At 73.4% G+C, this 21,720-nt stretch carries 22 protein-coding genes; 10 read left to right on the top strand and 12 right to left on the bottom strand.

Features of this window, described 5'->3' with window-relative positions; genetic code table 11:
• Positions 1-17 precede the first annotated feature (17 nt).
• Positions 18-842: an aldo/keto reductase gene (locus VE546_RS05790; protein WP_324919234.1), complete on the bottom strand. Its 825-nt coding sequence runs from the start codon at positions 840-842 to the stop codon at positions 18-20.
• A 362-nt stretch (positions 843-1,204) separates the two neighbouring features.
• On the opposite strand from VE546_RS05790, the gene sigJ reads away from it, so the two are divergent.
• Positions 1,205-2,110 (top strand): RNA polymerase sigma factor SigJ, encoded by a 906-nt coding sequence (gene sigJ / locus VE546_RS05785; RefSeq protein WP_324919232.1) that lies wholly within the window; start codon positions 1,205-1,207, stop codon positions 2,108-2,110.
• 54 nt (positions 2,111-2,164) lie between these two features.
• Complete coding sequence (locus VE546_RS05780) at positions 2,165-2,611, top strand: carboxymuconolactone decarboxylase family protein (protein WP_324919230.1); 447 nt, start codon at positions 2,165-2,167, stop codon at positions 2,609-2,611.
• Positions 2,612-2,681: 70 nt separating this feature from the next.
• Here VE546_RS05780 and VE546_RS05775 read toward each other — a convergent pair whose 3' ends face one another.
• Complete coding sequence (locus VE546_RS05775; protein WP_324919228.1) at positions 2,682-3,248, bottom strand: XRE family transcriptional regulator; 567 nt, start codon at positions 3,246-3,248, stop codon at positions 2,682-2,684.
• 139 nt (positions 3,249-3,387) lie between these two features.
• Here VE546_RS05775 and VE546_RS05770 point away from each other — a divergent pair, with 139 nt between their 5' ends.
• Positions 3,388-4,482, top strand: coding sequence for a glycoside hydrolase family 5 protein (locus VE546_RS05770; protein ID WP_324919226.1), 1,095 nt, complete (start codon positions 3,388-3,390; stop codon positions 4,480-4,482).
• A gap of 107 nt (positions 4,483-4,589) precedes the next feature.
• On the opposite strand, the gene VE546_RS05765 is transcribed toward VE546_RS05770, so the two are convergent.
• The gene (locus tag VE546_RS05765; RefSeq protein WP_324919224.1) at positions 4,590-5,186 is read right to left on the bottom strand and encodes a TetR/AcrR family transcriptional regulator; all 597 of its coding nucleotides are present in this window, start codon (positions 5,184-5,186) and stop codon (positions 4,590-4,592) included.
• Between the two features lie 251 nt (positions 5,187-5,437).
• Here VE546_RS05765 and VE546_RS05760 point away from each other — a divergent pair, with 251 nt between their 5' ends.
• Positions 5,438-6,322, top strand: a complete 885-nt coding sequence (locus VE546_RS05760) for an NAD(P)-dependent oxidoreductase (protein WP_324919279.1) — start codon at positions 5,438-5,440, stop codon at positions 6,320-6,322.
• Positions 6,323-6,463: 141 nt separating this feature from the next.
• Positions 6,464-7,033: a tellurite resistance TerB family protein gene (locus VE546_RS05755; RefSeq protein WP_324919222.1), complete on the top strand. Its 570-nt coding sequence runs from the start codon at positions 6,464-6,466 to the stop codon at positions 7,031-7,033.
• A gap of 78 nt (positions 7,034-7,111) precedes the next feature.
• Here VE546_RS05755 and VE546_RS05750 read toward each other — a convergent pair whose 3' ends face one another.
• From VE546_RS05750 to VE546_RS05740, 3 genes are read right to left on the bottom strand one after another with little or no spacing between them, the layout of a single operon-like run.
• Positions 7,112-7,387 carry a DUF6510 family protein gene (locus VE546_RS05750; protein WP_324919220.1) on the bottom strand — a complete coding sequence of 92 codons (276 nt, stop codon included), beginning with the start codon at positions 7,385-7,387 and terminating at the stop codon, positions 7,112-7,114.
• Between the two features lie 38 nt (positions 7,388-7,425).
• Entirely contained in the window at positions 7,426-8,136 is a 711-nt protein-coding gene (locus VE546_RS05745) for a ferredoxin reductase (protein ID WP_324919218.1), read from the bottom strand.
• A 2-nt stretch (positions 8,137-8,138) separates the two neighbouring features.
• Positions 8,139-8,738: a sulfite oxidase-like oxidoreductase gene (locus VE546_RS05740; protein WP_324919216.1), complete on the bottom strand. Its 600-nt coding sequence runs from the start codon at positions 8,736-8,738 to the stop codon at positions 8,139-8,141.
• Between the two features lie 442 nt (positions 8,739-9,180).
• Here VE546_RS05740 and VE546_RS05735 point away from each other — a divergent pair, with 442 nt between their 5' ends.
• The 4 genes from VE546_RS05735 (at position 9,181) to VE546_RS05720 (ending at position 13,596) form a co-directional block, all read left to right on the top strand.
• On the top strand, positions 9,181-11,346 hold the full coding sequence (locus VE546_RS05735; RefSeq protein WP_324919214.1) for a SpoIIE family protein phosphatase: 2,166 nt from the start codon (positions 9,181-9,183) through the stop codon (positions 11,344-11,346).
• A gap of 248 nt (positions 11,347-11,594) precedes the next feature.
• Positions 11,595-11,795 (top strand): cold-shock protein, encoded by a 201-nt coding sequence (locus VE546_RS05730; protein WP_324919212.1) that lies wholly within the window; start codon positions 11,595-11,597, stop codon positions 11,793-11,795.
• 167 nt (positions 11,796-11,962) lie between these two features.
• Positions 11,963-12,991, top strand: coding sequence for a Ppx/GppA family phosphatase (locus VE546_RS05725; RefSeq protein ID WP_324919210.1), 1,029 nt, complete (start codon positions 11,963-11,965; stop codon positions 12,989-12,991).
• Between the two features lie 152 nt (positions 12,992-13,143).
• Entirely contained in the window at positions 13,144-13,596 is a 453-nt protein-coding gene (locus tag VE546_RS05720) for a YbhB/YbcL family Raf kinase inhibitor-like protein (protein ID WP_324919208.1), read from the top strand.
• A gap of 85 nt (positions 13,597-13,681) precedes the next feature.
• Here the strand turns inward: VE546_RS05720 and VE546_RS05715 are convergent, their stop codons facing one another.
• The 5 genes from VE546_RS05715 to VE546_RS05695 form a co-directional block, all read right to left on the bottom strand.
• Positions 13,682-14,029, bottom strand: a complete 348-nt coding sequence (locus VE546_RS05715) for a DUF3140 domain-containing protein (RefSeq protein ID WP_324919207.1) — start codon at positions 14,027-14,029, stop codon at positions 13,682-13,684.
• Between the two features lie 265 nt (positions 14,030-14,294).
• A complete protein-coding gene (locus tag VE546_RS05710) occupies positions 14,295-15,656 on the bottom strand; it encodes a GH1 family beta-glucosidase (RefSeq protein ID WP_324919205.1) in 1,362 nt (453 codons plus the stop codon).
• 20 nt (positions 15,657-15,676) lie between these two features.
• The gene (locus tag VE546_RS05705) at positions 15,677-16,561 is read right to left on the bottom strand and encodes a carbohydrate ABC transporter permease (protein ID WP_324919204.1); all 885 of its coding nucleotides are present in this window, start codon (positions 16,559-16,561) and stop codon (positions 15,677-15,679) included.
• On the bottom strand, positions 16,554-17,567 hold the full coding sequence (locus VE546_RS05700) for a sugar ABC transporter permease (protein ID WP_324919202.1): 1,014 nt from the start codon (positions 17,565-17,567) through the stop codon (positions 16,554-16,556). Before VE546_RS05700 ends, VE546_RS05705 begins: the two co-directional genes overlap by 8 nt.
• 8 nt (positions 17,568-17,575) lie before the next feature.
• Entirely contained in the window at positions 17,576-18,889 is a 1,314-nt protein-coding gene (locus VE546_RS05695) for an extracellular solute-binding protein (protein WP_324919200.1), read from the bottom strand.
• Positions 18,890-19,039: 150 nt separating this feature from the next.
• Here VE546_RS05695 and VE546_RS05690 point away from each other — a divergent pair, with 150 nt between their 5' ends.
• Positions 19,040-20,368: an ROK family transcriptional regulator gene (locus tag VE546_RS05690; protein WP_324919198.1), complete on the top strand. Its 1,329-nt coding sequence runs from the start codon at positions 19,040-19,042 to the stop codon at positions 20,366-20,368.
• On the opposite strand, the gene VE546_RS05685 is transcribed toward VE546_RS05690, so the two are convergent.
• On the bottom strand, positions 20,360-21,412 hold the full coding sequence (locus tag VE546_RS05685; protein WP_324919196.1) for a LacI family DNA-binding transcriptional regulator: 1,053 nt from the start codon (positions 21,410-21,412) through the stop codon (positions 20,360-20,362). The two genes, VE546_RS05690 and VE546_RS05685, sit on opposite strands and share 9 nt — an antisense overlap.
• Positions 21,413-21,720 lie beyond the last annotated feature (308 nt).

The following is a 21,720-nucleotide window of genomic DNA, read 5'->3' as shown; positions in this document are numbered from 1 at the left end:
GACGGGCCCGGCGGGCGTCAGTTGAAGGTGTCGGGGTCCGGGCCGGTGCGCATGCCGCGGTCGAGCGCGGTGATGGCGTCGATGTCCTCGTCGGAGAGCGCGAAGTCGAAGACCTCGATGTTCTGGCGGATCCGCTCGGGGGTGACGGACTTGGGGATGACGACGTTGCCGAGCTGCAGGTGCCAGCGGAGCACCACCTGGGCCGGCGTCCTGCCGTGCCGCTCGGCGATCCGGGTGATGGTCTCCTCCGTCAGGAGCGCTCCCTGGGCCAGCGGGCTCCACGCCTCGGTGACGATGCCGTGCCGGGCGTGGAACTCCCGCAGCTCCTTCTGCTGCAGGCCGGGGTGGAGCTCGATCTGGTTGACGGCGGGCACGACGCCAAAGTGGTCGATCAGCCGCTGCAGGTGCGCCGGCTGGAAGTTGGACACGCCGATGGCCCGGACGCGGCCGTCGGCCAGGAGCTTCTCGAAGGCGCGCCAGGTGTCCGGGTACCGGTCACGGGCCGGGGTGGGCCAGTGGATGAGGTACAGGTCGACGTAGTCCAGGCCGAGCCTGGACAGTGAGGCGTCGAACGCGGCGAGGGCGGAGTCGTAACCCTGCTGCTCGTTCCACAGCTTGGTGGTCACGAACAGCTCCTCGCGGCGCAGGCCCGAGGCCGCGACGGCACGCCCGACACCGGCCTCGTTGCCGTAGACGGCGGCCGTGTCGATGCTGCGGTAACCGGCCTCCAGGGCCGTGGTGACGGCGGCCTCCGTCTCCTCCTCCGGCACCTGGAACACACCGAAACCGAGCTGCGGCATGGTGACGCCGTTGTTGAGGGTGATGTCGGGGACTGAGCTCATGCTGGGGTCTTCCTCACTTCACTTCGTCGAGCGGGTCCCGGGCCGCCGGCGCGGCCCGGGCGGCCGGTGCCGGGTGGGTGCGGCGGACGGCCCGGTCCCGGGCGGGGCCGGCACGGCGGGCGGGATGTCCGTCCCGCCGCGCCGCCTCGTCGACACCCACGTTAGTTGCACGCGCGGGTTATTTGCAAACGCCTCATACCGGCTTGCGCGTTACGAAGGACGGGCGAGGCCCGGTGATCCCGCTCCGGAAGAGCGGGGTACTGTCGGCCGGCGGTGGATCCACCGCCCGGAACGCACCCCGGCCCCTCCCCCTTGCCGTGGTGACGGCGGTATCCGTTCCCGTACGGCGAGGAGGCCATGCCATGGATGGGGCGCGTGTTCCCGGACCGGCCGAGTGGGAGGAGCACCGCCCCGCGGTCTTCGGGGTGGCGTACCGGCTGCTCGGGAGCGTGGCCGACGCCGAGGACGTGACCCAGGACGTGTGGCTGCGGGCGGCCGGAGCGGATCTGCGCGAGGTGACGGACCTGCGCGCCTGGCTGGTCACGGTGGCCGCGCGGCGGGCGTACGACATCCTCAGGTCGGCACGGGCGCGGCGCGAGTCCTACGTGGGCCCCTGGCTGCCCGAGCCGCTGCTGACCGGACCGGACGCGTCGGAGCCGGTGCTGGTGGACGAGTCGGTCGGCTCGGCGATGCTGCTGGTGATGGAGGAGCTGAAGCCGCCGGAGCGGGTCGCCTTCGTCCTCCACGACGTCTTCGGCCTGGAGTACGGCCGGATCACCGAGGTGCTGGGGTGCTCGCCGGCGGCCGCGCGCCAGTTGGCCTCGCGGGCCCGGCGCCGGGTGGCCCGGGCGAGGTCGTCCCTGCCGCGGGCGTCCCGGTCCGAGCGGGAACGCGTCCTCAGGGCGTTCCGGGCCGCGTACGAGCAGGGGGACCTCGACGGTCTGATCGCGCTGCTGCATCCGGAGGCGGTCTACGTCACCGACGGCGGCGGCAAGGTGGTGGCCGCCCGCAAGCCCATCGTCGGCGGCCCGCGCGTCGCCGAGGTGATGGTGCGGGTGAGCCGCCGGTGGCGGGCGGACCGCATCGACCTCGTCGAGGTCGGCGGCGAGCCCGCCCTCCTCCTCCACCGGGAGGGCCGCGTCCACTCCGTCGACACCGTGCAGATCGCCGACGGCAGGATCACCGCCTACCACCGGGTGCTCAACCCGGAGAAGTTCCGCGGCCTTCGGGCCGTCACAACCGGGCGGGCCTCCTCGTCTCCCTGGTGACGCCCCCTCAAGGGGAACGAAGACGGGAACGCAAGGAGCACCACGATGGCACGCATGGACCTCGACCGAACCGCCCCCGAGGCCTACCAGGGCTTCCTCCAGACCGACGCCGCGCTCCGCAGAGGACCGCTGGACGCGACGGTGCGGGAGCTGGTGAAGATCCGGGCCTCGCAGCTCAACGGATGCGTCTTCTGCGTGGACCTGCACACGCGGGAGGCACGCCGGCTCGGCGAGCGCCAGGACAGGCTGGACCAGTTGGTGGTGTGGCAGGAGTCGGAGCTGTTCGACGAACGCGAGCGGGCCGCCCTGGCGTACACCGAGGCGGTCACCCGCCGCGAGCACGTCGGTGACGAGCTGTGGGAGACGCTGCGCAAGCACTTCCCCGAGGCGGAACTCGGCAACCTGGTCGCCCAGGTGGCGCTGATCAACGCCCTCAACCTGCTGGGCGTCCCCCTGCGGAAGAAGCCACCGGTCCGGGAGTCCCAGGCGCCGGGTCGGTGAACCCGGCGAACCCGGCTTCCCGTCCCCGGCCGCCGCGCGGCGGCCGGGGACGGGCGGCACGGGGGGCCGGTCACCTGCCGCGGGGCTTCGCGCGGACGTGCATGCGCTCGCCCTGCGGCCCGAACAGGCTGAGGATCTCCACCGGCGCCTCACCGGTGCTGCCGAACCAGTGGGGCAGCCGGGTGTCGAACTCGGCCACCTCCCCCGTCGTGAGCACGATGTCGTGCTCGGCCAGTACCAGCCGCAGCTTCCCGCCGAGCACGTACAGCCACTCGTAGCCCTCGTGCGTCCGCGGCTCGGGGGTGCTGCGGGTGGCGTCGATGACCATCTTGAACGCCTGGAGTCCGCCGGGCTGCTGGGTCAGCGGAACCACCGTCGAGTCCCCGCGCCTGAAGGGCTTCAGCCGCACCCGCGGATCGCCGACCGGCGGTGCGCCGACCAGTTCGTCCAGGGGCACCTGGTAGGCGCGCGCGATCGGCAGCAGCAGTTCCAGGCTGGGCCTGCGCTGCCCGGACTCCAGCCGGGACAGCGTGCTGACCGAGATCCCGGTGGTCTTCGACAGGGCGGCGAGGGTGGACCCGCGCTCCTTGCGGATGCGCCGGAGCCTCGGTCCGACGGCGGCGAGCACGTCTTCCATCCCCTCATTGCAGGATCGGCAACAGGGTTTGTCAACTGCCGCTCTCCGTCCGACCCTATTGACAGGAAACACTCCTAACGATTTTCTGCTGCCTGACCGAAGCACTCCCCCACAACGCTCGGCCAAGGAGCAGTCAGCGATGTCCGCGTCTCCGCGATCCCGCACCAGATCCCTGCTCGCCGCCGCGGCGGCGCTCACCTCCAGCGCCCTCCTCGGCGGCCTCCTCGCCCTCTCCCCCACCGCGACGGCGGCCCCCGACCGCGCCCCGGGGTCCGGCACCGGCCCGGCCGCCGCGCCGGCCGGATCGCCGGTCGCCGCCAACGGCAGGCTGTCGGTCTGCGGCACCAAGCTCTGCAACAGCCACGGCAAGGCCGTCCAACTGCGCGGCATGAGCACCCACGGCACCCAGTGGTACGCCCACTGCATCACCGACCGCTCCCTGGACGCCCTGGCCACGGACTGGCGCGCGGACGTGCTGCGCGTGTCCACCTACGTCCAGGAGGGCGGCTACGAGACCGACCCCCGCAAGTTCACCGACCTCGTCCACCGGTTCATCGAGCAGGCCACCGCCCGCGGCATGTACGTGATCGTCGACTGGCACATGCTCAGCCCCGGCGACCCGCACCACAACCTCGACCGCGCCAGAACCTTCTTCACCGAGATCGCGCAGCGGCACCAGGCCAAGCCCAACGTCCTCTACGAGATCGCCAACGAGCCGAACGGCGTGAGCTGGTCCCGCATCAAGGACTACGCGGAGCAGGTCATCCCGGTCATCCGGGCGCACGACGCCGACGGCGTCGTGCTGGTCGGCACCCGCGCCTGGTCCTCGCTCGGCGTCTCCGACGGCGCGGACGAACAGGAAGTGGTCAACAACCCCGTCCGCGCCTCCAACATCATGTACACGTTCCACTTCTACGCCGCCTCGCACCGCGACGCGTACCTGGCCACCCTCTCCCGGGCGGCCGACCGCCTGCCGGTGTTCGTCACCGAGTTCGGCACGCAGGACTACGCCGGCGAGGGCCCCAACGACTTCGCCATGGCGCAGCGGTACCTGGACCTGATGGCCCAGAAGAAGATCGGCTGGGTCAACTGGAACTTCTCCGACGACCACCGCTCCGGCGCCGTCTTCCGGGAGGGCACCTGCGCCGCCGACTCCACCTGGAGCGGCACCTCGGTGCTCAAGGAGGCCGGGGTGTGGATCCGCGACCGGATGCGCACGGCCGACGACTTCTGACCGGGCGTCATGCGGGTACGGGCACCCGTAGGACGCCGGGGCCCGCACCGTGCCCGCCGCCACCGCGGCGGGCACGTGCGGCGGCGGGACGCCGGTCCCGCGGGGCGTCAGTCCCGCCGGGCGACGCCGCCGTCCAGGAGGGGCCCGAGTTCCCGGGCCACGGTCGTCAGGGCGCGCACGTCCCGCTCGGCCCGGGCGATCAGGATCGCCCCCTCCAGCGCACTGATCATGAGCGTCGCGAGCGACTCCGCCCGCTCGGCCGGCACGCCCATCTCCGTCAGCGCCCGGGCGACCGGCCGCCGCCAGCCGTCGAACGCGGCGGCGGCCGCGTCCCTGGTGGATTCGGTGGCCTCCGCCCAGTCCACCGTCGCCGCGGCGACGGGGCAGCCCGGCAGGAAGCCGGCCGTCTGCAACTCGTCGGTCCACTGGCGCACCATCGCGGCGAACAGGCGGCTCGGCGACGGCTCGGACATCCCGGCGAGGAACCGGGCGACGCGCTTCCCGGCGTAGCGGCCGGCCCAGGCCACGGCCTCGTTGACGAGCTGCTCCTTGCCCCCGGGGAAGTAGTGCTGGAGCGACCCCCGCGGTGCCCCCGCGTGTGCGGCGACGTCCCGCATCCCCGTCGCGGTGACCCCCCGGCGCCGGATGAGCTGGGCCGCGCTGAAGACCATCCGCTCGCGCGGTCCCCGCTCGGAAACCGCCATCACCGACCTCCCACCGACTGGCACACCGGGCGAACGATCCTCGCCTCACGGGCCTGACCAGCTTATAGAGGCCGGTCGGCGCTGTCCCCGCCGCGGGAGGCGCTCCCCTGCGCCCCGCCGTGCGGCCCCGGCCGCGAACTGCCGCGCCCACCCGCTATGACGACCGTCATAAGGCCCACTACTATGACGGCTGTCATAATCGGCGAGGCCGGCGGCTCCGCGAGGGCACCGGCCGGAGACGGCGGTGCGTGGTGGACGTGGGTTTCATCGGCCTCGGCGTCATGGGGCAGCCCATGGCGCTCAACCTGGCCCGGGCCGGGACGCCGCTCGTGGTCTGGAACCGCACCGCCGCCAGGAGCGAGCCGCTGCGCGCGGCCGGCGCGACGGTGGCGTCGAGCCCTGCCGAGGTCTTCCGGCGGGCCCGCGTGGTGTTCCTCATGCTGGCCGACGACGCCGCGACCGACTCGGCCCTGGGCCGCGGCACGCCGGAGTTCGCCGCGCGCGTCGCGCGGCGCACGATCGTCCACATGGGCACGACGTCGCCCGGCTACTCGCGCGGCCTCGATGCCGATGTCCGCGCGGCCGGGGGCACCTACGTCGAGGCTCCCGTGTCCGGCTCGCGCAAGCCCGCGGAAGCCGGGCAGCTCGTGGCGATGCTGGCCGGGGAGCGGGAGGCGGTGGAGGCGGTCCGTCCACTGCTGGCGCCGATGTGCCGGGAGACGTTCGTCTGCGGAGCGGTCCCGGACGCGCTGCTGATGAAGCTCTCGGTGAACCTGTTCCTGATCACCATGGTCACCGGCCTCACCGAGGCGTTCCACTTCGCCGACCGGCACGGGCTGGACCGGCGGCAGTTCCTGGCCGTGCTCGACGCCGGCCCGATGGCCAGCGGCGTCTCCCGGATGAAGGCCCCCAAGCTGCTCGCCCGTGACTTCGCCGTCCAGGCCGCCGCCTCGGACGTGCTGAAGAACAACCGGCTGATCGCCGAGGCGGCCAGGGCGGCCGGTCTGGCCTCGCCCCTGCTGGACGTCTGCCACGCCCTCTTCGGCGAGACCGTGGAACAGGGGCACGGCCGGTCCGACATGGTGGCCGTCCTCCGCGCCATCGAGGCCCGGACCGAACGCGGCCGGCCCACCTGACCCCGGCCTCGGCACGGCGGCTGCAGAGCGGCTACAGTCCGTGGAACAGGGGCACGCCCTCCGTTCGTTGGCCCGGCAGTCCGCGGAGCCGCGCGGACGGCCGTGACGAGACGGGCAGCAGCCGAAGCCGAGGTGGCGCCAGTGGCGATGTGGGATCGGATCAAGGACCAGGCCAAGAGCCTCCAGCAGTCCCGGGGCGCGCAGGGAGCGGACGGGCAGGGCCATGGCCCGCAGCCCGGCCCGCAGCCCGGCGCGGGGCCCGGCGCGGGGTCGCGCGCCCAGTTGGTGAGCCTGCTGAAGTCCCAGCTCAGCTCGGCACGGGCCGAGTTGAAGAGCGGCGCCTACCGGGACGCGAGCATGGCGATGTGCGCACTGGTGGCCGCCGCGGACGGGCACGTGGACGCGGCCGAGCGGCAGCGCATGGAATCGATGATCGTCGACAACGACGTCCTGCGGAACTTCCCGGCCGACCAGTTGCGCCGGCGGTTCAACACGCACGTGGACCGCCTGATGGCCGATTTCCGGACGGGCAGGGCGGAGGCGATGCAGGAGATCGCCAAGGTCGCCCGGAAGCCGACGGAGGCCCGGGCGGTGATCCAGACCGGCATCGTCATCGCCGGCGCCGACGGTTACTTCGCGCAGGCCGAGCAGCACGTCATCCGGGAGGCCTGCACCGCGCTGGGCCTCTCCCCCGCGGAGTTCGGCCTCTGAGCGCCGGCCGGGAGACGCCTGCGCCCGGCCCCTGCGGTCCCCGCGCTCCCCGGAACGCGGCGGACACGGGCGGGGCGGTCACGACGGCACCCGGAAGCGGAACGCACCGGCGGCACCGCCGAGCGTCAGCCAGACCTGGTCGTCCCGCCTGACGAGCCGCAGGGCGACCCTGGCGCAGCCGGGGCAGCGCGCCGTCAGGCCGGGTTCGGGCCCGTACACGTGCAGGCCGGCCAGCGGTCCCGACAGCCCGCAGTCGGGGCAGCGCCACCAGGCGGTGGTCGGCTCGACGGCGAGGAGCTCCGAGAGCGGCCCGGCCAGGCAGTTGCCGTCACGGTGGGCGGGTTCGGTCTGCATGGCTGCCTCCTGGGGTTCCGGTGACGGTCCGGCCGCGGTCAGCCGAAGCGTTCGGTGCGGATCGCGGCGGGGTGGTGCCCCGCGTCGATCAGCAGGTCGCTGACGTGTTCGACGAAGCCGGTGGGGCCACAGACGTACGCGGGACCGTCCGGCGGGGCGGCCCCCGCCAGCTCGCGCAGGTCCGCGGGACCGACCCGGCCGGGCGGGCGCGGATCGCCGGGGGGCGCCGACCGGGTGTACACGGTGCGGACGGTCAGGTTCGGCGCCCCGTCGGCGAGCTCGTCCCGGTACCAGAGCTCCTCGGGGCCGCGCACCGAGTACAGCAGCCGGAAGGGGGCGCGGGAGCCCGCCGCACGATGGGCCCGGACCATCGCCACCAACGGGACAACTCCCGATCCGCCCGCCGCCAGCAGGACCGGTCCGGGCTGCTCGGGCCGCCACACGAACCAGCGGCCCAGCGGCCCCCGGACCTCCACCTCGGCGCCCACCGGCAGTTCGCCGGCCAGGTACGTCGACACCTCTCCCCCGGGCATCGGCTGCACTCCCAGCTCGATGCGCTCGCCGTCCTCCGGCGCCGCCAGCGAGTAGCTGCGCACGGCCTGGTACCCGTCGTCGGCGGTCAGCCGCACGTCGACGTGCTGCCCGGCCAGGTGCCCGGGCCAGTCCGGGACGGTGAACAGCAGCGTGCGCGCGGTGGCGGTCTGCGGGTACCGCTCGACCAGCCGGGCCCTGCGCCAGAGCGGGGACACGGTCAGTCGCCCCAGTTGCGCTCTTCGCGCCAGGGGTCGCCGTGGTTGTGGTAGCCAGCCGCCTCCCAGAAGCCCGGCTCGTCCTGGAGTTCGAGCCGCAGCCCCCGCACCCACTTGGCCGACTTCCAGAAGTACAGGTGCGGCACGAGCAGCCGGGCGGGGCCGCCGTGCTCCGGCGGGAGCGGATGGCCGTCGTACTCGTGCACCACCCACGCCTTTCCGTCCAGGAGCTCCTCCAGCGGCACGTTGGTGGTGTAGCCGCCGTAGCACTCGGCGACGGCGTACTCCGCCGCCGTCTCGACGTCCTCCAGGAAGGTGTCCACCGACACCCCGCGCCACCGGGTGTCGAACTTCGACCAGCGGGTCACGCAGTGGATGTCGACCGTCGGCTCCTGCTGGGGCAGCGCCATCATCTCGTCCCACGTCCAGGCGCGGGCACGGCCGTCCTCGGTGGTCACGGTGAAGGTCCAGGCCTCGGTGGGGACGCGGGGGGTGGGACCGGCCGAGAGCACCGGGAAGGACTCCGTGGGGTACTGGCCGGGCGGCAGGCGGCCCTCGAAGCGGTGGGTGCGCCCTCGGAAACCGGGCGAGAACGAGTTCACGGCGCCATCTCCCTGCGCTCGGCGGAAGCCGGAAGGACGCAGGAGCGCTCATCGCGCCCGAGCCGTTCGTCCGGCTCCGTCTCTCCGGCCACGGCTTCATCCTTCGGTGTCCGCGGGGAGTCCGCAACCGGTCGGCACGGTGCGGGGTCACCGGGGTCCGTCCGCACCGGCCGCCGGCCGGGACCGGGGTCGCGGAGGTGGTCTCCCCGCGGTACCGGTCGCGCCCGCCGCCCGGCCCGTACCCGGCCGGTCCGCGCGGGCCCTGCGGTGCCGACCATGGATGTCACCACAGAAGGATCACCTTATTATCACCATATGGGCATTTTTGCGCGTGGCCGGTGCGGCGCATCCCCGCTGGGGCCGACCGAACACGACCGGCGGCCCCTCCGCCCGGCCCACCGACGGGCGTCCGTGCCGGCCACCACGGGGAAGGGCTGAGGGCGTGCGGGATCCCACCGCTCTCGGTCCCGACGCGGGCTCCGGCACGCAGCCCCTGGTTCCCGCCCTGCTGCGGGTCGTGCAGGAGACCGGTGCCACCGCCGGCATGGTCTACCTGCTGCCGCCGGGCGAGAAGGTGCTGCGGCTGGCGCTGGTGGCCGACACTCCCCCCGAACTCGTCGCACCGTGGAGCCGGGTGCCACTGACAGCGCCGATCCCGGTGGCCGACGCCGTGCGCGAGCGGCACCTGGTGTGGCTCGGCGGCCAGGAGGAGATGGCGCGCCGCTACCCGCGGCCAGCGCTCGTACTCCCCTACCCCTTCGTGCTGGCCGCCGCCCCGGTCACCACCGGCGCCACCGCCTGGGGCGCGCTGGTGCTGCTGTGGCCCGGGTCGCATCCGTCGCGGCCGAGCCCGCACGAACGCGACCTGATCAACGATGCCTGCCACCGCATGGGCCTGCTGCTGCGGCAGGCCGCCGACAGCGGCCACCCGGTACTGCCCGGACCCCACCCACGGGCGGTGGCGCGGCCCCGCACCCGCACGCCCGGGCCGGACGAGGCGCTGGCCGCGGCCGACTTCGCCGAGCGCCTGCCCGAAGGCTGTTGCGCGATGGCCCCGGACGGCCGGATCACCTTCGCCGACACCACCGCCGCCGGCTTCCTGGGAATCGAGCCGGCCGAGTTGCTCGGCGCCCTGCCCTGGCAGGTACTGCCCTGGCTGAACAGTCCCATCGTCGAGGACCGCTACCGGGCCGCGGTGGTCGGTCAGCAGCCCACGTCCTTCATCGCCCGGCGCCCCCCGGACCGGTGGTTCTCCTTCCAGCTCTACCCGGACCCCTCGGGCATCAGCGTCCGCATCACCCCGGCCAGGGTCCCCGAGGCCCCGGACGCCACCGACCCCGCCGACCAGCCGCACCCCCCGCCCCCCGCCACACCGGGCCGGGCGAGCGCGCTCTACCACCTGACGCACCTGGCCGCCACGCTCACCGAGGCCGTCGGAACGCGAGACGTGGTCGAACAGGTCACCGACCAGCTCCTGCCCGCCTTCGGGGCCCAGGCACTGCTGCTGTTCGTCACCGAGGACGACCGACTGCGGGTCGTCGGGCACCGCGGCTACGAGGCGGAGGTCGTGAACCGCTTCGACGGCATACGCCTGTCGACCTCCCCGAGCCCGGCCATCCGGACCATGATCACCGATCCGTCCTTCTACGCCTCCCCCGAGGAGCTGGAGCGGATCTACCCCGGCATACCGGCGCTGGTGCGGAAGGCGGCCTGGGCCGTCCTCCCCCTGACCGCCTCCGGCCGCCCCGTCGGCTCGCTGATCCTGGCCTACGACCAGCCGCACCCCTTCCCCCCGGAAGAACGCGCCCTCCTCACCTCCATCGCGGGGCTGATCGCCCAGGCCCTGGACCGCGCGCGCCTGTACGACACCAAGCACCAGCTCGCCCGCCGTCTGCAGGCCGGCCTGCTGCCCCGCACCCTGCCCCGCGTGCCCGGCCTGGACGTGGCCTCCCGCTACCTGCCCGCCAGCCACGGCATGGAGATCGGCGGTGACTTCTACGACCTCATCCGCCTCGGCCCCGCGGTCGCCGCCGCCATCGGCGACGTCCAGGGCCACAACGTCACCGCGGCCGCCCTGATGGGGCAGGTGCGCACCGCCGTCCACGCCACCGCCGGCGCACCCCCCGGCGAGGTCCTCGCCCGTACCAACCGCCTGCTCACCGACCTCGACCCCGGGCTGTTCACCAGTTGCCTCTACGTCCACATCGACCTGGTGCACCACCGCGCCCACCTGGCCACCGCCGGCCACCCGCCGCCGATCCTGCGCCACCCCGACGGACGCGCCGAGGTGCTCGACCTGCCGCCCGGCCTCCTGCTCGGCATCGACCCCGAGGCCGACTACCCGGCCACCGAGGTCCCCCTGCCGCCCGGCGCGGTGCTCGTCCTGTACACCGACGGGCTCGTCGAGTCCTCCGGTGTCGACCTCGGGGACGCGATCGCCGACCTCGCCGGGCACCTCGAACGGTCCGGACACCGCACCGTGCACGCCCTCGCCGACGACCTCCTCCACCACGCCGGGCGGTCCGTGCCCCGCGTCGACGACACCGCCGTCCTCCTCATCAGCCCGCGGCGCGCGCCGGACGACCGGGGGGCCCGGCCGGCTCCGTGACCGCGTCCGGCTTCCCGCGGACCCGTCCCGCCGCACGGCGTCCGGCAGGGCGGGAATGAAACCGGGAAGGGGTGCGTTGTACGGGTTGGTCGCAGTTTTTGTGTGTCCGTGTTGTCCACACGCTCGCAAAGAACGATGTTGCGGGCGCGTCGCTTTCCTTCAGGGATCTGAAAGAAGCCGCGTCTAGAACCGGCCCGGATCCCGCGCGGTGCGGGTTCCGTACCAACCGACCCCTGTGAGGAGCGGAAATGACCCAGGGAACCGTCAAGTGGTTCAACGCGGACAAGGGCTTCGGCTTCATCGCCCGCACCGACGGACCGGACGTCTTCGTGCACTACTCCGAGATCGAGGGCCGCGGCTTCCGCAGCCTGGAGGAGAACCAGCGCGTGGAGTTCGAGGTGGTGCAGGGCCCGAAGGGCCCGCAGGCCACCGGCGTCCGGGCGCTCTGAGCCCCGGCGGACGGCGCCCGCCGGAGGCGAGGCGTCACGCACCACGCGAGGGCCGGCACCCTTTGGGTGCCGGCCCTCGGCATGCCGCGGCTCCCCGGCCCGGTCGGCGTGGCCGGAACGCTTCCCGCCCGGGAATGCGGAAGAGGGGGCCAGGGCAGAAGAGCCGCATGCGTCTAGCGGTTGTGGATGTGGGGTCCAACACGGTGCGGCTCGCCGTCGCCGATTGCGACGGCGACGTACCGCTGCCGGTGCACACGGCCAAGCGGAGGCTGCGGTTGGCCGAGCACATCGAGCCGGACGGACGCCTCGGTGCACAGGCGGTGGACGACCTGGTCGCGGCGGTCTCCGGCGCGAAGGACGAGGCCGGCCGCTGGGGGGTCAGGAACCCCTTCGCCTTCGGCACCGCGATCATCCGGGACGCGCCCAACCGCCACCACGTCCTGCAGACCGTCCGCAGCGAGACGGGCGTGCCCCTCTACGTCATGTCGGGCATGACGGAGGGTGAGCTGACGTTCCTGGCGGCCCGCCAGTGGATGGGCTGGCGGGCCGGCCCGATGGTGCTGCTGGACATCGGCGGCGGGTCGATGGAGGTGGCTTTCGGCCGCAGCAGGACCCCCGACTTCGTGGCCTCGCTGCCCCTGGGCGCGGGCCGGATGACCCGCGAGTACTTCGGGGCGGAGGACCCTCCGCCGCCCCGGGCCGTACGGGAGCTGCGGCGCCGCGTACGCCACGACCTGCGGGACGTGGCGACCCGGATCCGCTGGGAGAGCCCCCGCACGGCCGTGGCGACCTCCCGTACCTTCCAGCAACTGGCCCGTCTGTGCGGAGCCGCTCCGGGGAAGGAGGGCCCCTTCGTCACCCGCCGCATCACCCGCGGGGACCTCAAGGCGGCCGTGGAGACCCTCGCGGCCCTGCCCGCCGCGGCCCGCGCCGACCTGCCCGGCATCTCCGCCGCCCGCGCCCGGCAGTCCCTGGCCGGGGCCGTGGTCGCCCACACCGCCATGCGGTGCCTGGAGATCGACACCGTCACCCTCTCCCCCTGGGCCCTGCGCGAGGGCGTGATGATCAAGCACCTCCAGGAGCAGGCGCCGCTCTGGCGCGAGGCGGCGGGACCGCACCGGGTGGCGGAGGCACAGGCGCAGGAACTGCCGGACGCGCCGCTCGCGGAGCACGCCGTCCGCGGCGGGGCCTCGTAAGAGGTGAAGCCCGTAAAGAGGTGAGAGGTGAAGGGCGCGCGGGACCTCACCGGAGGAGTGATCTCGCCGGAGGAGTGCCTCCCGCGTCCGGCCGATCGGCGAAACGTGTTGTTCCGCGCGCGGTCGGGCCGTGCCGGGGTACCACTCGTGGCATGGCCGACATCGATCTCCACAGCGCCTCGTTCAGCGACGGCGCCTTCATCCCGCGCCGCCACGCGAGGGAGGGCGACAACATCTCCCCTCCGCTGAGCTGGTCCGACGTGCCGGGGGAGACGGCGGAACTCCTCCTGCTGTGCGAGGACCCCGACGCGCCGGCGGGGACCTTCGTCCACTGGCTGGTCACCGGCATCGACCCGGCGTGCCGGGGCCTGGACGCCGGGCAGGCTCCCCCGCGCGGAACGCCCCTGGCCAACGGCTTCGGGGAACGGGGCTGGGGCGGGCCGCACCCTCCGGCCGGCGACCGGGCCCACCGGTACCTCTTCCACCTCTACGCCCTCTCCGAGCCGGTCTCCCTCCCCGACGGCGCGAGCGCCGACGAGGTGCACGCCGCGGTGGAGGGCCGGCGGCTCGCCGACGGCACGCTCCAGGGGCTCTACCGGCGCTGAGCCGGACGCACGGGGCACGGGCGACGGGGGGCCACGGCCGGCCCGCCGCCGCGGCTCGGCGGTGACGGGCCCGGCGGGCGCCGTCCTACGACCCGACCGGCTTGAGCGGGTCGTGCCCCAGCGTCATCAGCCGGTGGCGCCAGTTGGGCTGGCCCGCGGTGGGCTCCAGATCGGCGCCCCGCTCGGAGGTGACGGTGTCGACGACCTTGCGCATGACGCGGACGTCGTCGTCGGTGAGGTCCACGCGGCGCTTGCCCAGGATCTCCAGCACCCGGCGGCCGTTCTCCGTGCCCGCCTGGTCCGGCAGCTCCTCGGTCTCCTGCCCCGCGGACCGGGTCCTGAGCCACTCGCTCAGCTCGCGCGAGGTCATGTTCACCACCGTGTGGAACCGGCCCCAGAGCTCGTCCAGCTCCTGCGTCGGCATGTCGGCCATGTTCGCCTCCTTGCTACCTTCGCTCCGGTTCTTCCTGGTTGCCCGCGATCACAGCGCGAAACGGGTCGTCCGCGACGGGACCGGACCCGGCGGGCCGCGCCCCGGCCGCCCGGCAACCGGGCTCCGGCGCCCCGAGGTCCGGCAGGAGAGCGCTCTCCTGCAATCTCCGGGGTTCCCCGTACGTCGGCCCGCGTCCGCCGTGGTCCTCCGGCCCCGCGTCCCGTCACGGGGCACGCGGGGCCGGAGGCGTGGTGGGCCGCGCGGGTCAGGCCGCGCGGGGCGCGGGGCGGTGGGTGCGGATGATGTCCGCGTACCGCCTGCCGCTGTTCTTCACGGTGCGCTTCTGGGTCCGGTAGTCGACGTGGACGAGGCCGAAGCGCTTGTCGTAGCCGTAGGCCCACTCGAAGTTGTCCAGCAGCGACCAGGCGAAGTAGCCGGCCAGCGGCGCCCCCTTGCGCACGGCGCGGGCGCAGGCCGCCAGGTGCTCCTCCAGGTACCGGACGCGCTCGGGGTCGTCGACGGTGCCGTCGGGCCCGACGGTGTCGGGGTAGGCGGAGCCGTTCTCGGTGACGTAGAGCCTGCGGGCGCCGTACTCGTCGGTCAGCCGCAGCAGCAGGCTCTCGATGCCGTCGGCGTCGATGTCCCAGTCCATGCCCGTCCGGCGGCCCCGGGGGCGGCCCGTCTGCCGGGTGAACGGCGGCGGTCCGGCGGGGTCGTCGGCGACGACGAGGGGGAAGTAGTAGTTGAGCCCCAGCCAGTCCAGGGGCTGGGCGATCACTTCGCGGTCGCCGGGGCGTTCGGGCAGGTCCACCCCGTAGACCTCCAGCATGTCGGCGGGGAAGCCGCGGCCGTGGACGGGGTCGAGCCACCAGCGGTTGGTGTGCCCGTCCGCGCGGCGGGCGGCGGCGACGTCGGCCTCGCAGGGCGTGGCGGGCTCGACGGTGCTGAGGTTGTTGACGATGCCGACCTCGGCCCCGGGCGCGGCGGCGCGGATCGCCTGGGCGGCCAGGCCGTGGCCCAGGAGCAGGTGGTACGAGGCGCGGACGGCGGCGGTGACGTCGGTCAGGCCCGGTGCCATCCGCCCCTCCAGGTGGCCGATCCACGCGGAGCACAGCGGCTCGTTGAGGGTAGCCCAATGGCGGACGCGGTCGCCGAGGGCGGACGCCGCGACGGAGGCGTACGACGCCAGGTGCTGCGCGGTGTCGCGGACGGGCCAGCCGCCGCGGTCCTGGAGGGTCTGCGGCAGGTCCCAGTGGTAGAGGGTGGCCGAGGGGGTGATGCCCGCCTCCAGCAGGGCGTCGACGAGCCGGTCGTAGAAGTCGATCCCGGCCCGGTTGGCCGGTCCGTCGCCGCCGGGCACGACGCGCGGCCAGGCGATGGAGAAGCGGTACGCGGTGACTCCCAGCTCTTTCATCAGGGCGACGTCCTCGCGCCAGCGGTGGTAGTGGTCGCAGGCGACGTCCCCGGTGTCGCCGCCCGCGACCGCGCCGGGGACGCGGCAGAAGGTGTCCCAGATGGAGGGTGAGCGTCCGTCCTCGGCGACGGCCCCCTCGATCTGGTACGCCGAGGTGGCCACGCCCCACGCGAAGTCCTCGGGCAGGGCGGCGAGGTCGATCGGCTCGGTCATGGAGGTCCTTTCGGCTGGGTTCACTTGACGGCTCCGGCGGTGAGGCCGGCGACCAGGTAGCGCTGCAGGAGGAGGAACCCGGCGACGACCGGCACGCTGACGACGAGCGAGGCGGCCATGACCTGGTTCCAGTAGACGTCGTTCTGCGTGGCGTATCCCTGCAGGCCGACGGAGAGGGTGCGGGTGGTGTCGTTGGTCATCACGGACGCGAAGAGCACCTCGCCCCAGGCGGTCATGAAGGCGTAGACGGAGACGGCCACGATGCCGGGGACCGCGGCGGGGACGACGATCCGCAGGAGCGCGCCGAGCGGCCCGCAGCCGTCCACCTTGGCGGCCTCGTCCAGATCGCGCGGTATGGAGTCGAAGTAGCCGATCAGCATCCAGATGGAGAAGGGCAGGGAGAAGGTGAGGTAGGTCAGGATCAGACCGCCGCGCGAGCCGAACAGGGCGATCCCGGTGGCGTTGCCGATGTTGACGTAGAGGAGGAAGAGCGGCAGCAGGAAGAGGATGCCGGGGAACATCTGCGTCGAGAGCACCGTCACCGTGAAGACCCGCCTGCCGCGGAAGCGGTGCCGACTCACCGCGTAGGCGGCGAAGACGGCGATGACGACCGAGCAGACCGTCGCGGCGCCCGCCACGACCAGGGAGTTCACGAAGTAGCGGGCGAGCGGGACGGTGTTCCAGATGTCGAGGTACGGGCGGACGGTGAGGCCGCTCGGCAGCCACTGGAACGCTCCCGAGACGTCCTCCAGCGGCTTCAGCGAGCTGGAGACCATCACGTACACCGGCAGCAGGACGAAGCCGGTCAGCAGGGTGAGGAAGATCCGGCGCGCCCAGAGGAAGGAGCGCGGCGGTGCGGTCGGCGGCCGCCGGGCGGGCGTCGCCGCGGCGCGGGCGCTAGACATCGGCCGTCTTCCTTCCCCGTGAGGTGGCCAGGAGGTAGATCCCCGTCACGGCCAGCAGGAACAGCAGGAGCAGGACGGACATGGCCGCTCCGGTGCCGAAGTTCCAGGTGACGAACGAGGACTGGTAGATGTGGACCGAGACCAGGTCCGCGGCCTCCGGTGCCGACTTGCCGAACAGCACGTAGGGCGTGTTGAAGTCGTTGAACGTCCACAGGAACAGCACGAGGACGAGGACCTGGTTGACCGGGCGCAGGGACGGCAGGGTGATCCGGCGGATCTGCTGCCACGTCCCGGCCCCGTCGATCGCGGCGGCCTCGTACAGCTCCCGGGGGATGTTCTGCAGGCCGGCCATCACGATGAGGAAGGCGAACGGCCAGCCCTTCCAGACGGAGACGGTGAGCAGGGCGATGAAGCTGTTGTCGCCGATCAGCCAGAACGGCGGGGTGCCGGTGAGGCCGAGCTGGTCGTGCAGGACGTGGTTCACCAGGCCGTTGTCCCGCTGGAACATGAACGCCCAGGTGATGACGGCGGCGTAGACCGGCAGCGCGTACGGCACCAGGAAGAGGGTGCGCAGCAGGCCCCGGCCGCGGAAGTTCTCCTGGAGGAAGACGGCGGCCGCGGTGCCGATCAGCCAGCACAGGCCGACGGACAGCACGGTGAACTGGCAGGTGACGAGGAAGGAGTGGAGCAGGGCCTGGCCGACGGGCGCGTCGAAGTCCACGGCGACGTCGTAGTTGCCGAGTCCGGACCAGGGCGCGGCGCCCCAGTTGCGGATGTGGAACTGGGTCAGTTCCTTGAAGCTCATCGCCGTGCCGACGACCATCGGCACCAGGTGGACGAGCAGTTCGAGGACCAGGGCCGGGAGCAGGAGCAGGTAGGGCAGGCCGGCGCGGCGCAGCCGGCCGGGAAGGCCCGTCCGGCGGGGGCGGTCCTCCCCGCCGGCGGGCCGCCGGCCGGTGCGGCCCGCCGGCGCCTGCTCGCGGGGGGCGGTGGCGGTGGGTGTCACGGGCGGACCTACTTCGGCATCTGCTGCTGGGCCTTGGTCAGGGCGGCCCTGACCGACTCGGTGGTGACCGGGCGTCCGGCGGCCGCGTCGGCGAAGAGCTCCTTGACGGCGGTGCCGACCGCGGTCTCGAACTGCGACTCCTCGGGGACCTGCGGGAGCGGGGCGGCGCTCTTGGCGAGGGTCTCGCGCAGCACGGCGAGGTCGGGGGTGTTGAACGCCGGGTCCTGCTGGGCGGTCTTGACCGGCGGGATGGAGCCGTAGGTCTTGTTGAGGATCTTCTGCTCCTCGTCGCTGGTCATGAACTTCACGAACTCCAGCGCGCCGTCGCGGTTGTCGGTGTTGCCGAAGACGGCCAGGTTGATGCCCGCCACCATGGAGTTGGTGTTCCGGCCGGTGCCCGGGGTGCCGGAGGGGACGGGGACCGGGGCGACGCCCCAGTCGCCGGGCTTCATGCCGTAGGACTTGAAGGTGGCGGCGGCGGTCTGCCACAGCAGCATGGCCGTCCTGCCCTTGGCGAAGTCCTGGAGCGACTGGTTCTGGGCGTACTCGGCGTTGCCGGGGGCGACGATCCTGTCCTCGGCCATGAAGTCGACGTACTGCTTCACGGCGGCGACGGCGCCGTCGGAGGTGAAGTCGGGCTTGCCGGAGGCGTCGAAGAAGTCGGCCCCGTGCTGCTTGGCGAGGACGAAGACCTGGTGGATGTTGTTCGACAGGTTCGAGCCCTCCACCCCGAGGGCCCACCTGCCGTCCCGGGAGATCTTCTTCCCGGCCGCGACCAGCTCGTCCCAGGTGGCGGGCGGCTCGTCGACGCCCGCGTCCTTCAGCGCCTTCTTGTTGTAGTAGAGGGCGTACGCCATGGAGTACAGCGGCACCGCGGCCGGGTCCTTGCCCTCGGCGCCGGCGGAGCCCAGGGCGGCGTCGACGAAGCGGTCCCGGCCGCCGATCTTCTCGAAGGTCTCCTCGTCCCAGGGCAGCAGGGCACCGGTGGCCTGGAGGGAGGCGGACCAGGTGTTGCCGATGTTGAGCACGTCGGGGCCCTGGCCGGAGGCGGTGGCGGCGAGGATGCGGTTGAGCAGGTCGGACCAGGGGATGACCTCCAGCTTGACCTTGATCCCGGTCCGCTTCTCGAACTTCTTCAGCTCGGGCGTGAGGATCTTCTTGTCCGCCTCGATGTTCGGCCCCTGGTTGGACGCCCAGTAGGTGAGCGTCTTCGGGGAGCCGTCGCCTCCGCCGCCCGTGGGGCTTCCGCCGCCGCAGCCGGCCGCGGCGGCGGCGAGGGCGGTGACGGTGACGGCGGCGGCCGCCGCTCGGAGTCTGCGCATGGCTGAATCTCCCCTTCCCGGGGTCCAAGGGGTGGTCGGGATCGGCCGCCGGATTGCTTCGCGGCTTAATTTATGGCGTGAGTTAAATGGTGAGAGAAGGTCGCGTCAAGAGATCGCGCGGCGGTATCTTGCGGGCAGGGAAGGAGCCACATGGCCGAGCGGAACCGACGGACCGTGCGTGACCTGCGACGAGGCAACCGCACCGCCGTACTGCAACAGTTGTATTTCGACGGGCCGATGAGCCGCCAGGCGCTCGGTCCCGCCACCGGGCTGAGTTCGGGCTCCGTCAGCAACGTCGTCGCCGAGCTCATCGCCGACGGCCTGCTGGAGGAGGCCGGGATCGTCGACTCCGCCGGCGGCCGTCCCCGGACCCTGCTGCGCGTCGTCCCCGGAAGCGGCCATCTGATCGGCGTCGACGTCGGCGAGACCCGGGTGAGGGTCGAGCTGTTCGACCTCTCCCTGGCCGAACTCGCCCGGGCCGAGCGCCCCCTGGAGCACGACGGCTACGACGTCGGCTCGGTGGTGCGCCACATCCACGACTGCGTCGCCGCGGTGCTGCGGCAGACGGCCCTCGCCCCGGACCGGCTCCTCGGGGTCGGCATCGGCGTGCCCGGGATCGTCGAGCGCACCTCCGCCCGGGGCGCGGTGGTGCACGGCCAGACCGTCGGCTGGGACGCGGTGCCGCTGGAGGAGCTGCTGCGCTCGCCGGACGTCCTGCCCCCCGGCGTCCCCCTCTTCGTCGACAACGGCGCCAAGACCCTCGGCCAGGCCGAGATGTGGTTCGGCGGGGGGCGCGGCGCCCGTGACGCGGTCGTCGTGCTGCTCGGCTCCGGCGTCAGCGCCTGCGTCGTCTCCGACGGCACCGACGGCACCGCGCACGGCGGCGCGCGCGGCAGTGCCGCCGAGTGGGGGCACATCACCGTCCACGTCCGCGGCCGTCGCTGCCGGTGCGGCTCGCTGGGCTGCCTGGAGGCGTACACCGGCGCCGGGGCCCTGCTCGAGCGGTGGCGGGAGGCGGGCGGGTGCCCGCCCGCCGGGGCCGACGAGGAGACGGGCGTCACCGCGCTGCTGTCGGCGGCCTGCCCCGGGGAGGACGGCACGCCCCCCGACGCCGCCGCCGCGGCCGTGCTGGAGGAGGCGGCCGAGTACCTCGGCGCGGGGATCTCCGACCTGATCAACCTGTTCAACCCCGAACGCATCCTCATCGGCGGCTGGGCCGGGCTGCGGCTGGGGCCGCGCATCCTGCCCGCCGTACGCCGGCACGCGTCCGCGTACGCGCTGCGCCATCCCGCCGAGCGCGTCGCCATCGAACTCGGCCGGCTCGGCCCGGACGCCGTCACCGTCGGGGCGGCCACGCTCCCGCTGGCGGACTTCTTCGCCAACGGCGGCCGGCGCCGGACCGGGGAGGCCGGGGAGGCCGCCGCGGCGCCGGAGCAGCCGAGCTGGCGGACCGCCCTCCAGGGGCGGACGTCACGCTGACTCCCGCACCACCAGTTCGGGTTCGAAGATCACCGACGTCACCTCCCGCTCCCGGTGCTCGATGTGCTCCTGGAGCAGGCGGGCCATCTCCGCCGCCATGTCCTCCACGGGCTGCCGGACCGTGGTCAGCGGCGGGCGGCAGGCGGTCGCGGCGCTGCTGTCGTCGAAGCCCACCACGGCTACGTCCTCCGGCACCCGCCGGCCGTGCTCGCGCAGCACCCGGCAGGCGCCCTGGGCCATCAGGTCGTTCGCCGCGAACACCCCGTCCAGGTCCGGGTGTTCGGCCAGCAGCCGCTCCATGGCCGCCTCGCCGCTCTCCGCGGTGAACAGGCCCTCGGCGATCGGGACGTACGGGTGGCCGTGCCGGGCCATCGCGTCGCGGAAACCGGTGAGCCGGTCCTGGCCCGCCGGCACGTCCAGCGGGCCCGCGATGGTGGCGATGCGGCGGCAGCCCCGCGCCAGCAGGTGTTCGGCCGCCAGCTTCGCCCCGTCCTGGTGGGCGAGGTCGACGTAGCTCATCGGCACCGGCCGGGCCGGGCGGGCGAACAGCACCGCGGGCAGGCCCTCCGCGGCCAGCAGCGGGGGCAGCGGGTCCTCGGCGTGGGTGGAGACGACCAGGGCGCCGTCGGCGCTGCCCTGCCTCAGGTAGGCCACCACCTGCTCCCGCGCGGCGGCGTCCTCGGCGAACATCAGCACCGGATGCATCGAGCGCGGGCGGAGGAACCCGACGACCCCGGTCACCACCCGCCCGAAGAACGGGTCGGCGAACGCCCGGGCGGCGAACGCCTCCTTCTCCGACTCGCGCGTCGATCCGGAGACCACCAGCGCGATGGTCTCCGCGCGGCGCGTGACCAGGGACCGCGCCGCCCGGTTCGGGGTGTACCCGGTGGTGAGGACCGCCTGCCTGACCGCCTCCTGGATGGCGGGATCGACGTTCCGGACGCCGTTGATCACCCGGGAGACCGTGGCCCGGGAGACCCCGGCCACCCGTGCCACGTCCTCCAGCGTCGGAGCGCCGTCCACCGCCCGTACCCCTCTGCCCATGTTCGTACTGTATCGGGAAGAGCGCTCTCCACCAGGCGTCGCGCTCCGTACGCCGGGGGCGGCGCCGGTGGCGGAGGACCGGCACGGCTCCCGGACGGCCGGCTTCCGTCCGCCGCCGGGGCGTCACATACCGGTCGGTGCACGCCTCTTGACGCGGCAGGGGCCCGGGAGAACCATCTCTGCTTGCGGGAGAGCGCTCTCCAACGGGACGGTCCGCGCTCCCCCACATCCCTCCGCCGGCCCCTCCCCCGGGCCCGGCACCCCCCACCGACCACGGCCTGCCGGCCAGACGAGTCAGGAGAGCCGCC

The organism is Streptomyces sp., assembly GCF_035644915.1.
Taxonomy (GTDB): Bacteria; Actinomycetota; Actinomycetes; order Streptomycetales; family Streptomycetaceae; genus Streptomyces.
This window is presented reverse-complemented; position numbering and strand designations above follow the sequence as displayed.

Coding starts and splice junctions, on each gene's coding strand:
- VE546_RS05780 (WP_324919230.1), top strand. CDS start 2,165: ATGGACCTCGACCGAACCGCCCCCGAGGCCTACCAGGGCTTCCTCCAG.
- VE546_RS05765 (WP_324919224.1), bottom strand. CDS start 5,186: ATGGCGGTTTCCGAGCGGGGACCGCGCGAGCGGATGGTCTTCAGCGCG.
- VE546_RS05695 (WP_324919200.1), bottom strand. CDS start 18,889: ATGCGCAGACTCCGAGCGGCGGCCGCCGCCGTCACCGTCACCGCCCTC.
- VE546_RS05775 (WP_324919228.1), bottom strand. CDS start 3,248: ATGGAAGACGTGCTCGCCGCCGTCGGACCGAGGCTCCGGCGCATCCGC.
- VE546_RS05705 (WP_324919204.1), bottom strand. CDS start 16,561: ATGTCTAGCGCCCGCGCCGCGGCGACGCCCGCCCGGCGGCCGCCGACC.
- VE546_RS05710 (WP_324919205.1), bottom strand. CDS start 15,656: ATGACCGAGCCGATCGACCTCGCCGCCCTGCCCGAGGACTTCGCGTGG.
- VE546_RS05685 (WP_324919196.1), bottom strand. CDS start 21,412: ATGGGCAGAGGGGTACGGGCGGTGGACGGCGCTCCGACGCTGGAGGAC.
- VE546_RS05690 (WP_324919198.1), top strand. CDS start 19,040: ATGGCCGAGCGGAACCGACGGACCGTGCGTGACCTGCGACGAGGCAAC.
- VE546_RS05750 (WP_324919220.1), bottom strand. CDS start 7,387: ATGCAGACCGAACCCGCCCACCGTGACGGCAACTGCCTGGCCGGGCCG.
- VE546_RS05715 (WP_324919207.1), bottom strand. CDS start 14,029: ATGGCCGACATGCCGACGCAGGAGCTGGACGAGCTCTGGGGCCGGTTC.
- sigJ (WP_324919232.1), top strand. CDS start 1,205: ATGGATGGGGCGCGTGTTCCCGGACCGGCCGAGTGGGAGGAGCACCGC.
- VE546_RS05790 (WP_324919234.1), bottom strand. CDS start 842: ATGAGCTCAGTCCCCGACATCACCCTCAACAACGGCGTCACCATGCCG.
- VE546_RS05725 (WP_324919210.1), top strand. CDS start 11,963: ATGCGTCTAGCGGTTGTGGATGTGGGGTCCAACACGGTGCGGCTCGCC.
- VE546_RS05720 (WP_324919208.1), top strand. CDS start 13,144: ATGGCCGACATCGATCTCCACAGCGCCTCGTTCAGCGACGGCGCCTTC.
- VE546_RS05770 (WP_324919226.1), top strand. CDS start 3,388: ATGTCCGCGTCTCCGCGATCCCGCACCAGATCCCTGCTCGCCGCCGCG.
- VE546_RS05730 (WP_324919212.1), top strand. CDS start 11,595: ATGACCCAGGGAACCGTCAAGTGGTTCAACGCGGACAAGGGCTTCGGC.